Raw genomic sequence first — 11,256 nt, forward strand, 5'->3', positions numbered from 1 at the left:
CCGACCCGCATGGCCCGAGCTGTTGATCTGGGCGTCAGCCACCTAACCCGGCGCGGATAAGGTGTCTGGCGCCCAGATCAACAACGACGCCTCGGCAGGTCAGTCACCCGTGGGCAGGGTAGCGACGACCAGGTGGTCGGTGTCGGAGCGGGTCAGCAGGGTCTGCCGTACGTCGGTGAAGCCGGCCTCGCCCAGCAGGTCGGTCAGCTCGTCGAGGCCGTACGCCCGGCCGCCCTGGGTGTGGAACAGGTTGAGGCTGAACATCCGCACGAACGACTCGCCGACCCCCGGCGGCCGCTCCGGTACGTCGGCGAGCGGTTCGAGCAGTGCCACCCGGCCACCGGGGCGCAGCGCGGCGGCGGCCCGGCGCAGCAGGGTGAGCACGTCGTCGCGCTGGTAGCCGTGCACGATGTTGAAGAGCAGCACCAGGTCGTGGCCGGTGCCGATCTCGGTGCCGAAGAGGTCGCCGGGGCGCAGGTCGACGCGGTCGTCGACCCCGGCCGCCGTCACCGTCTGGGCGCCCTGGCGCAGCGCGCCCTCCAGGTCGACGACGGTGGCCCGCAGTTCCGGGTTGGCGCGCAGGAACGCCACCGAGTAGCTGGCGTGGCCGCCGCCGAGGTCGACGAGGCTGGTCGCGCCGGCGCCGAGCGGCACCAGCGGGACGATCTCCTCGCCGAGCCAGTCGGCGAGCCGGCGCAGCATGGTCTGGAAGTCGGCCAGGGTGTCCGGGCGGGTTTCCAGCCAGGCGTAGAAGTCGCCGGTCGGGCCGCCGCGCCGGACCGACTCCTCCAGGTCGTGCCACCAGTGCGTGACCAGCGCCGACCAGAACGACAGCACCGGGGCGAAGGTGCCCGGCGCGGAGCGCAGCAGCCAGCGGGCGGTGTTGGCGCTGTTGGCGTAGCCGGCGTCGGTGCGCTCCAGGTAGCCGTACCCGGCCAGGGCCTCGACCAGCAGGCGCAGGCCGAGCCGGTCGGTGCCGGTGCGTTCGGCGAGCGTGTCGAGCGGCAGCGGTCCGTCGGCGAGCGCCTCGAAGACGCCGAGCCGCAGGCCGGCGCCGGCGGTCCGGAACGACACCGCGTTGAGCAGGTCGAGGTACGCGGCGGGCGCCTCGTCGGTTTCGACGAACTGCTTGAGTTCGTCGGGTTGGATCGGCACCGGCATGGCTGGGCTCCTTCGGGTGGTTCTGGTCAGCGGGTGGCGGGTGCGGCGTCCGGCTCCGGTTCGCCGGCCGGCTTCGGCACGGGTGCCGGCTCGGTGTCCGGCACGGGTCCGGCGGCGGCCGGTGCGACCGTGCCGGCCCCGCCCTCGGCCGCGGCGGGCTCGGCGGGGGCCGGGTCGTCGGGCAGCGCGTCGGGAAGGTCGTCGACCCGCCGTACGCCGGGGGTGGCCCAGGCGACCGCGGCCAGCACCACCATCACCGAGCCGGTGATCACGAACAGCAGCGCGATGCCCCGGCCCGGACCGGTGCCGATCACCGAGCCGACCGAGTCCGCCAGCGCGCCGCCGGGCTGCAGCAGCGGTTCGAAGAAGCCGTCGACGAGCGGGCCGGCGATGACGTACGCCAGCGGCACGCTCGCGTCGCCGAGCACCCGGGCGGTGGCGAGCACCCGGCCGAGCACCGACGGCTCGGTCTTGGTCTGGATCAGCGTCATCGTGGAGCTGTTGATGATCGGCAACATGAAGAGGAACAGCGGCGCGACGATGCCGATCAGCCACGCCGACGGCGACAGCGAGTGCAGCACCAGGGCGACGCCGCCGCCGGCGAGGCCGCCGCAGACCGCGTTGATCCGGCGCTTCGGGCCGCCCCAGGCACCCATGACCAGGCTGCCGGCGAAGAGGCCGGCGCCGCCGGCGAACATCAGCACGCCGAGGGTGTCGGCGTCGGCGAACGACAGGATCAGCGGCTGGACCAGCACCCCGGCGATGCCGAAGAGGAAGTTGTAGACGGCGAAGACGACCATGAGCTGGAGCAGTCCGGGCCGGTCGCGCAGGTGCCGCCAGCCGGCGGCGGCCCGGCGCAGCAGCGGTTCGGCCGCGTCGCCGCTCTTCGGCGGCCGGGTGATCGACGACGGGATCTTGACCAGCATCAGGGTGGTCGCCGCGATGACGAAGGTGACCAGGTCGATCGCCATCACGCCGGCGACGCCGATGGTGACCACGAGTACGCCGGCGAGCAGCGGGGCGGCGATCTGCACGGCCCGGGAGACCTGCATCAGGCCGTTGAACCGGCCGAGGTGCTTCTTGCCGACCAGCGACGGGGTCATCGACTGGTAGGCGACCCCCTGCACCGTCGACGCGGCGGCGGTGACCGCACCGGCGACGTAGATGTGCCAGACCGCCAGGTTGTCGCTGGCCACCAGCAGGGCGAGGGCGGCGGTGCCGAGCGCGGCGACGGTGTCGCTGACCAGCATCAGCTTGCGCCGGTCCCGGCCGTCGGCGAGCACCCCGGCGAACGGGGCGACCAGCACGGCCGGCAGCGTCGCGGACAGGAAGATCATCGCGAACTGGGTGACCGACCCGGTCTCCTGGTAGACCCAGACGCCCAGCACGAACGCGGTGAGGCTGGATCCGATCAGCGAGAGGAGCTGGGCGAGCCAGATGGCGACCAGCCGGCGGGCGGGGATGGCGAGGTCAGCCATTGCTGCTCCCGGTAGATGGTGGGTCGAGGAAGCCGGCCCGGACGAACGCCGACAGGTAGGTGTGCACCAGGGCCGCGTCCGCCGGCGGGCAGACGATGCCGGCGGCGGCGAGCGTCGCCTCGGTGGCCGAGCAGTCGAAGGTCGGCTGGGTACGTACCGGCGTCTGCGTGCCGAACATCGGGGCGAAACCGGCCAGCGCGGCGTCCGGCCGGTCGAGCAGGGCGGCCCGCCACGTCCCGTACGGCATCAGCTCGGCGGGGTAGCCGAAGCTGGCCAGCGCCTCGGCGAGGCCGCCGAAGCTGATCGTCCGGTTGTTGTAGAAGTGGTGGTCGCCGGTCGACCCGCTCCGGGTCAGGTGCCCGATGCCGGCACCGACGTAGTCGACCGGGGCGAGGTCGACGGCGTCGTCGATGTCGGGTACGGCGCGCAGCTGCACGCAGGTCTTCAGCAGCCGGCTGAAGTAGTCGTCGACGTTGCCGGTGCCGGAGACGGCGTCGCCGGTGATCCGGGCCGGCCGGTGCACACCGACCCGCATCCCCCGGTCGCGGGCGGCGCGGACCAGCGCGTCGGCGACCCACTTGGTGGCGTTGTAGCCCTCGCCGATGCCTTCGCAGTCGTCCGGCCGGTCGCCCTCGTGGACCAGTCCGAGGGTGTTCGACGGGGTGAGGAAGACGCCCAGGGTGGAGACGAAGTGGACGGCGGTCGGCCGGCCGGTGCCGGCCAGCCGCAGCACCTCCAGGGTGCCGCCGACGTTCGCCGGTCGCAGCGCCGGATAGGCCTGGAGGAAGTTGACCACGCCGCCGTTGTGCACGACGGCGTCGAGCCGGCCGGCGAGATCGTCGAACCCGGCCGGGGTCAGCCCGAGCCGGGGCTCGCCGAGGTCGCCGGGCACCCCGACGATCCGTTCGGCGTACCCGTCCCGCCACTTGCCGTACTTGCGCAGGTTGGCGCGTACCCGTTCGGTGGCGGCGGCCGGGGTCGCGGCCCGGACCAGGCAGTGCACGGTGGCCGCGGTGTGGTCGAGCCAGTCGGCGAGCAGGTAGGCGCCGAGGAAGCCGGTGGCGCCGGTGAAAAGCACCTCGGCCGGTACGGCGGCCGGTTCGCCGGCGGGGACCGGCAGGTCGTCGCCGAGCCGGGCCTCGGCCCGCAGCAGCTCCACGCCGGCGGCGGCCCGGTCGGTGCCACCGCCGTCGACCAGGGCGGCGAGGCCGGCGAGGTCGGCGGTGTCGAACAGCGCCCGCATCGAGACGTCGACGCCGAGCCGGCCCCGCAGCGCGGCGACGAACGGCGCGGCGAGCAGCGAGTGGCCGCCGAGGTCGAAGAAGTTGTCGTGCGCGCCGACCCGCGCGCCGTCGAGCAGTTCGGACCAGACGGCGGCGACGGCGCGTTCGGTGTCGGTGCGCGGCGGCACGTACGGCGGCCGGTCGGCCTCGCCGGGGTCGGGCAGGGCGGCCAGGTCGAGCTTGCCGTGCCGGTTGACCGGCAGGTCGGGCAGGACGACGAACGCCGACGGCACCAGGTGGTCCGGCATCCGCCGGCGCAGCGCGGCCCGGGCCGCCGGTACGTCGACGTCGCCGGCACCGGGCACCAGGTAGGCGACCAGCCGGGGCCCGGCGGTGCCGTCGGCGACCACGACCGCGGCCCGGGCCACCCCGGGAAGGTCGGCGCAGGCCGCCTCGACCTCGCCGATCTCGATCCGGTGGCCGCGGATCTTGACCTGCCGGTCGGTGCGGCCGAGGAACTCCAGGGTGCCGTCGGACCGGTGCCGGGCCAGGTCGCCGGTGCGGTAGAGACGGTCGCCGGGGGCACCGAACGGGTCGGGTACGAAGCGGGTGGCGGTCACCCCGGGCGCGCCGAGGTAACCGCGGGCCGGTGCGGTGCCGCCGACGTACACCTCGCCGGGGGTGCCGATCGGCACCGGGCGCAGATCGGGGCCGAGCACGTGCACCCGGACGTTGGGCACCGGCCGGCCGATCGGCAGCCGGGTCAGGCCGGGCAGCTCCGCGCCGTCGACGGTGGCGTACGTGGTGGCGCAGACCGTCGCCTCGGTCGGTCCGTAGTGGTTGTACAGCGAGATCTTGCCGTTGGTGCGGGCGGCGAAATCCCGTACGGCGGACAGCGGCACCCCCTCGCCGCCGACCATGACCGCCCGCAGCGGCCCGGTGTCGACGGTGTCGCCGGCCGTGGCCAGGTCACCCACCCAGCGAATCCACAGTGGAGCGGCGGTGTCCACCAGGGTGATGCCGTGCCGGTGGCACAGGTCGAGCACGCCCGGACCGGTCAGCGCGGCCGGTTCCCGGTGCAGGACCACGGCGGCCCCGCTGACCAGGGCGGGGAAGAGGTCGCCGACCGAGGCGTCGAAGCTCAGCGGCGGCAGCATCAGCAGCCGGTCGCCGGGGCCGATGTCGTGCAGGTCGGCGAAGGCGAGCGCGAGGTTGGCGGCGGTGCGGTGGCCGACCATGACGCCCTTGGGGGTGCCGGTCGAGCCGGACGTGTAGATGACGTACGCGAGCCGGTCCGGGTGCCCGCCGACCGGGACCACGGGGTCGGCCGCCGGCCCGTCGCCGGTCGGGTGTCCGTCGGCGTCGAGCACGACCAGGGTGCCCGGCCAGCCGGCGAACGCGGCCGCCTCGGCGGCGCCGGTGACCGTCACGGTCACCCCGGCGTCGTCGAGCAGTGCCCGCAGCCGGGCCGGCGGGTGGGTGGGGTCGAGCGGCAGGTAGCCGGCGCCGGCCCGGAGCACGCCGAGGATGCCGGTGACCGCGGCGACGCCGGCCGGCAGCGCGACGGCGACCGGCCGGTCCGGGTGTGCCCCGGCGGCCCGCAGCCGGGCGGCGAGCACGCCGGCCCGGTCGTCGAGTTCGCCGTACGTCACCACGGGGGTGTCGGAGACGGCCGGCGGCGGTGCCGACCCGTCCGGGCGGGCGGTGGCCGACCGCGTCCCGGCGTCCGCGTCGGGGCTGGCGTCGAGCAGCGCCGGGGCCTCCGGGGCCAGGGCCGCCTGCGCGGCGAAGAGGTCGTACAGGCCGGCACCGGACTGGTAGTCGCGGCCGGTGTCGTTCCAGCGGGCCAGGTCGGCCAGCTCCGCCGGCCCGGTCAGGTCCAGTGTGGACAGCCGTCGGTCGGGCTCGGTGGCCAGCGCCGACAGCACCGCCAGGAACCGGGCGACGAGACGGTCGATGGTCGCCGCGTCGAACAGGTCGGTGTTGTAGTCCATCACCCCGGCGAGCCGGCCGGCGAACTCGTACGCCGCCACGGTCAGGTCCATCCGGGAGGTGTCGCGGGCCAGCCCGACCGGCCGCAGCGTCAGGTCCTTCCACGGCCGGGTCACCCCACCGGGGTTGATCAGGGCCATGACCTGGAAGAGCGGGTTGCGGCTCAGGTCGCGGGGCAGCTTCGCCAGCTCGACCACCTGCTCGAACGGCAGCTCGGCGTGGTCGAGCGACTCGACACAGGTCCGCCGTACCCGGCCCAGCGCCTCGGCCAGCGTCGGGTCGCCGGACAGGTCGGTGCGCAGCGGCAGGCTGTTGACCATCAGGCCGACGACCGACTCCTGCTCCGGCCCGCGCCGGATCGACACCGGCGAGCCGACGATGACGTCGTCCTGGCCGCTGAGCCGGCACAGCAGGACCTGCGTCGCGGCCAGGAACACCATGAACCTGGTCGACCCGGTCCGCTTGGCCAGCGCGTCGACCGCGGCGGCCAGCTCGTCGGGAATCGGGAACGGGCGGGTCTTGCCGGCGAACGTCTGCTTCGCCGGCCGCGGCCGGTCGGTGGGCAGCTCCAGCATCCCGGTCGCGCCGGCGAGCTGCCCCGTCCAGAACTCCCGCTGCCGCTGCGCCGCCCCGGCCGCCATCCGGCCGTGCTGCCACACCACATGGTCGGGAAACTGCACCGCCGGCGGCTCCGCCGCCCCCTCCCCGGTGCGGTGCCGGTGCTGGCCGTCGAGGATCTCGGTCATCACCACGCTGACCGAGCGGTCGTCGGCGACGATGTGGTGCAGGCTGACCACCAGCAGATGGTCGTCGGCGCCGAGCCGGGACAGCCGTACCCGCAGCAGCGGTGCCCGGCCCAGATCGAACCCGGTCTCGGTCTCGGCCCTGGCCGCCGCGACGATCGCCGCCTCCAGGTCGGGCCGGTCGGACAGGTCCTCGTGGAAGAAGGCCGACCGGGTCCGCGGGTCACCGGCCGGCAGCACCACCTGCTCGACCCGGCCGTCCCGCTCGGTGAAGTACGTCCGCAGCGCCTCGTGCCGGGCCACCACGTCGTCGACGGCCGCCTGTACGTCCCCGTGCCGCAACGGGCCGCCGAGCCGGGCCGCCTGGCTGAGGACGTACGCCGGGTTGCCCGGCTCGAGCCGGTCGAGGAACCACAGTCCCTCCTGCATCGGCGACAGCGGGATCGGGGCATCCGCCGGCCGGCGCGGGATGCCGGTCGGCCGGACCGCCGTCGCCAGCCCGCGCCGGGCCATCAGCTCCCGGATCAACCGCTCCCGATCGACGTCGGTCACGCCCCCACCTCGCTCCGCTCGGCGGTGGCGTGCCTTGCACCGAGCCAGCCGATTCCGGTCATGACTGCTCGCCGAGCAGTGCGCGCAGCTCCTCGGTGGACAGCCCGGCCACCTCCTGCCGCAGGGCGGCGATCGTGTCGACGTGACCGGCGGCCGGCTCGCGGTCGCGCAGCGCCCCGGCCATGGTGGCCACCGTCGGAGCCTCGAACAGCACCCGGATCGGCACCTCCATCTCGAACGTCGCGCCGATCCGGCTCAGCGCCTGCGCCCCCAGCAGCGAGTGCCCGCCGAGCCGGAAGAAGTCGTCGAACGCCCCGACCCCGTCGACCCGCAGCACCTCCTGCCAGATCTCGGCGAGGACCCGCTCGACCGGGTCGCGCGGCGGCACCCGCTCCGCCTCCGGGTCACCCCACCGCGGCTCGGGAAGCGCGTTGCGGTCGACCTTGCCGTTGGCGTTGAGCGGCAGCGCGGTCAGCGGCATCAGGGTAGCCGGGATCATATACTCCGGCAGCCGTCCGGCCAGGGTGGGCCGGACCGCCGTCCACAGTGCCTCCGGGTCGGTGCCCGGCGCCGGTACGGCGTACCCGACCAGTCGGGCGTCGCCGCCCTCGCCGGCCCAGGTGCCGACCACCGCGTCGGCGACCAGTTCGTGCTCGCGCAGCGCGGCCTCGATCTCGCCCAGCTCGATCCGGAACCCGCGCACCTTGACCTGGTGGTCGATGCGGCCGAGGAACTCCAGCCGCCCGTCGGACCGCTGCCGTGCCAGGTCGCCGGTGGCGTAGATCCGGGCACCGGGCCGGTCGGAGAACGGGTCCGGCCGGAACCGCTCCGCGGTCAGCCCGGCCCGGCCGTGGTAGCCGCGCACCACACCGGCGCCGCCGATGTGCACCTCGCCGACGACCCCGACCGGCACCGGCTGGAGGGCCTCGTCCAGGACGTACAGCCGGGTGTTGGCGATCGGGGCGCCGAGGTCGATGGCGGCGTCCGGCGCGACCGGGGTCGCCGCCGACCAGACCGTGGTCTCGGTGGGGCCGTAGCAGTTCCACAAGGTGGCGCCGTCGGTCGTCAGCGCGGCGGCCAGGTCCGGCGGCAGCGCCTCGCCGCCGCACAGCCGCAGCCGCAGCCCTTCGGGCACCCCGCCGGTGGCCAGCAACAGCCGCCACGTCGCCGGGGTCGCCTGCATCGCGGTGACGCCGGCGTCGACCAGCCGGCGGCGCAGCGCCGGGCCGTCACCGACCTCGTCGGTGCCGACGACGAGCAGCGGCACGCCACGCACCAGCGGGACCAGCAGTTCGAGGACCGAGATGTCGAACGACAGCGTGGTCACCGCCGCGAACACGTCCGCCGGCCCGAGATCCAGGTCGTCGTGGAACGATGCGACCAGGTTGACCACGGCCCGGTGCGGCACCGCCACACCCTTCGGCCGGCCGGTCGAGCCCGACGTGTAGATCAGGTAGGCGAGCCCTTCCGGGTGGACCGCGACGCCCGGCGGACCGGCCGGGACGTCGCCGCCCGCGCCGTCGTCGAGCCGCAGGACCGTGGGTACGTCGTCGAGCGCCCCGTCGAGCCGGTTCGCGACCGCGTTCTGGGTCACCACCACCCGGGCGCCGGAGTCGGACAGCATGTAGCGCAGCCGGTCGGCGGGCAGGCCCGGGTCCAGCGGCAGGTAGCCGGCACCGGCCTTCCAGACCCCCAGCACCGCGGCGACCATGTCGACGCCCCGGTCCAGGCACAACCCGACCGGCGTGCCCGGCTCGACCCCGGCCGCGACGAGCCGGTGCGCGATCAGGTCCGACCGCCGCGCCAGCCCGGCCGGGTCGACGGCGCCGTCCGGGCCGGTCAGCGCCGGCGGGGTGCCGGGCGCCGCCGGTTCGTCGTCGAGCAGGTCGAGGATCGAGTCGACCGGCGGCAGGCCGCGCTCGGTGTCGTTCCACTCCACCACCGCCCGCCAGCGCTCCACCCCGGTCAGCAGCGGGATCCGGTTCAGCGGCCGGTCCGGCTCGGCCGTTCCGGCGTCGAGCAGCGCGGTCAGGTGCCGGCCGAGCCGGGCCACCGTCTCGGCGTCGAACAGGTCGGTGTCGTACTCGAACGCCAGCCGCAGCGCACCCGACGGCATCGTCTCGCCGACCAGCGAGATGTCGAACTTGGCGCTGCCGCTGTCGACCTCCAGCGAGTTCGCCGTGGCCGAGCCGAAGACCAGCTCGTCGTTCGGCGCGTTCTGCAGGATCATCTGCGCCTGGAAGACCGGCGAGTGGCCGAGGCTGCGCTCCGGCTGCAACTCCTCGACCAGCCGCTCGAACGACACGTCGGCGTGGCCGAGCCCGCCGAGCGTCACCTCCCGTACCCGGCCGGCCAGTTCCCGCAGCGACGGCGAACCGGCGGTCGACACCCGCAGCGCGATGGTGTTGACGAAGAAACCGACCAGCCCCTCCAGGTCCGGGTGGTTACGGCCGGCGACCGGGGTGCCGACCACGATGTCATCCTGGCCGCTGTGCCGCGACAGCACCGCCTGGAAGGCGGCCAGCAGGGTCATGAACATCGTGACGCCGGTCGCCTGGTTGAACGTCTCCAGCCGCTGCTTCAGGGTGTTCGGCAGGGTGAAGTAGTGCAGCGCGCCCCGGTAGGACCGGACCGCCGGCCGGGGCCGGTCGGTGGGCAGCGACAGCAGCGCCGGCGCCCCGCGCAGGTGGTCGACCCAGTAGTCGAGCTGCTCGCGCAGGGTGTCGCCGGCGAGCCTGTCGCGCTGCCAGACGGCGAAGTCGGCGTACTGCGTCGGCAGTTCCGGCAGCTTCGGCTTCTCGCCGGCCAGGATCGCCGCGTACGCCGTGCTCAGCTCCCGGAACAGCACGCCCAGCGACCAGGCGTCGCAGATGATGTGGTGCAGGTTGAGCGTGAGGTAGTGCTCCTCCTCGTCGACCCGGATCAGCCCGGCCCGGAACAGCGGCCCGGCGGCCAGGTCGAACGGCGCGGCCGCGTCGGCCCACGCCAGCCGGACCGCCTCCGCCGCCCGGTCCGCCGCCGGATGCCCGGACAGGTCGGTCACCGGCAGGTCGAAGTCGACCGACGGCCGGACCACCTGGACCGGCTCGCCACCGGCCTCGGCGAACGTGGTGCGCAGCGCACCGTGCCGCCCGACGACCACGTTCAGGGCGGCCCGCAGCGCGCCGGCGTCGAGCGGACCGGCCACCTTGAACGCGACCGGGATGTTGTAGACCGGGTCGCCGGGCTGGAACCGGTCGAGGAACCACAGCCGCTGCTGCCCGAACGACACCGGGTAGCTGCGCGGCGCCTTCGCCCGCTCGGTCAGCATCCGCGCGAGCAGCGCCCGCTTGCCGCCCTGGGCCGGAACGTCCGCCGTCATGACACCTTCTCGATTCGCTCGCTCATTGACATCCGGCGCAGCGGGGCCGGCTCGGTACGCGGTTCGGGCACCGTCAGGCCGAACCGGCCGGCCGCCGCCGCGACCTGCTCACGCAACCCGACCGACCCCGCGTGCGCGAAGTGCCGCAGGTACGCGGCCAGCGTCACCGGGTTGTCGGCGAGGAACGGGAAGTCGTTGGCCACCATGTGACGCACGGCCAGCAGCGGCAGCGGGCTGTTCAACGGCAGGAAGTCCGGGTTCCACAGCCCGCCCTTGGCCGGCGGCCCGTCGTGGAACTCGCCGATCATCAGCCCCTGCTCGGTGTACGCCGGCTTGAGCCGCTCCTGCGCCGCGTCGATGATCGGCCGGGCGGTCTCGTTCGCCAGGTCGGGCAGCGTCACCAGGATCGTCTTGAACTGGGCGGCCGGGCCGGAGACCGGGTCGAGCCGCCGGAACCAGTCCCGGTAGCCGGCGAGCAGCTCGTCGAGTTCGACCAGGTCGACGGTGCTGCCCCGGTAGACGGCCAGGTAGAAGATGCCGCGGTCCAGCGACCCCTGGGCGTACGGGCACACCGGTCCCTTGCGGCCGAGGTCCGGATGCGGTTCGCAGAGGTATTCGCGGGCCCACTGAATCACCCCGCGCAGCCGGTCGGCGATGCCGTCGATGCGCGGGTGCAGCGGTTCGGCGACCAGGTCGGCCGCCTCGAACAGGGCCAGTCCGGGCCGGTCGGGATGGGTCAGCACCGC

Annotated in this window: 5 protein-coding genes; all 5 read right to left on the reverse strand. The window is 74.4% G+C overall.

Annotation, left to right across the window (positions count from 1 at the left end; all coding sequences use genetic code 11):
• Nucleotides 1–99 precede the first annotated feature (99 nt).
• On the reverse strand, nucleotides 100–1,161 hold the full coding sequence (locus AB0I42_RS10035; protein ID WP_357535913.1) for a methyltransferase: 1,062 nt from the start codon (nucleotides 1,159–1,161) through the stop codon (nucleotides 100–102).
• Between the two features lie 26 nt (nucleotides 1,162–1,187).
• Nucleotides 1,188–2,639: an MFS transporter gene (locus AB0I42_RS10040; RefSeq protein WP_357535915.1), complete on the reverse strand. Its 1,452-nt coding sequence runs from the start codon at nucleotides 2,637–2,639 to the stop codon at nucleotides 1,188–1,190.
• Nucleotides 2,632–7,110 (reverse strand): amino acid adenylation domain-containing protein, encoded by a 4,479-nt coding sequence (locus tag AB0I42_RS10045; protein WP_357536060.1) that lies wholly within the window; start codon nucleotides 7,108–7,110, stop codon nucleotides 2,632–2,634. Before AB0I42_RS10045 ends, AB0I42_RS10040 begins: the two co-directional genes overlap by 8 nt.
• 97 nt (nucleotides 7,111–7,207) lie before the next feature.
• Nucleotides 7,208–10,510, reverse strand: a complete 3,303-nt coding sequence (locus AB0I42_RS10050; RefSeq protein WP_357535917.1) for an amino acid adenylation domain-containing protein — start codon at nucleotides 10,508–10,510, stop codon at nucleotides 7,208–7,210.
• Nucleotides 10,507–11,253, reverse strand: a complete 747-nt coding sequence (locus AB0I42_RS10055) for a DUF6875 domain-containing protein (protein ID WP_357535919.1) — start codon at nucleotides 11,251–11,253, stop codon at nucleotides 10,507–10,509. The genes AB0I42_RS10050 and AB0I42_RS10055 overlap by 4 nt, the downstream gene beginning before the upstream one ends.
• Nucleotides 11,254–11,256 lie beyond the last annotated feature (3 nt).

This window comes from Polymorphospora sp. NPDC050346 (assembly GCF_040655695.1).
GTDB lineage: Bacteria > Actinomycetota > Actinomycetes > Mycobacteriales > Micromonosporaceae > Polymorphospora > Polymorphospora lycopeni.

What these genes read in the sequence shown, in the direction of transcription:
- AB0I42_RS10035 (WP_357535913.1), bottom strand. Translation starts at nt 1,161, where the DNA reads ATGCCGGTGCCGATCCAACCCGACGAACTCAAGCAGTTCGTCGAAACC.
- AB0I42_RS10040 (WP_357535915.1), bottom strand. Translation starts at nt 2,639, where the DNA reads ATGGCTGACCTCGCCATCCCCGCCCGCCGGCTGGTCGCCATCTGGCTC.
- AB0I42_RS10045 (WP_357536060.1), bottom strand. Translation starts at nt 7,110, where the DNA reads ATGGCCCGGCGCGGGCTGGCGACGGCGGTCCGGCCGACCGGCATCCCG.
- AB0I42_RS10050 (WP_357535917.1), bottom strand. Translation starts at nt 10,510, where the DNA reads ATGACGGCGGACGTTCCGGCCCAGGGCGGCAAGCGGGCGCTGCTCGCG.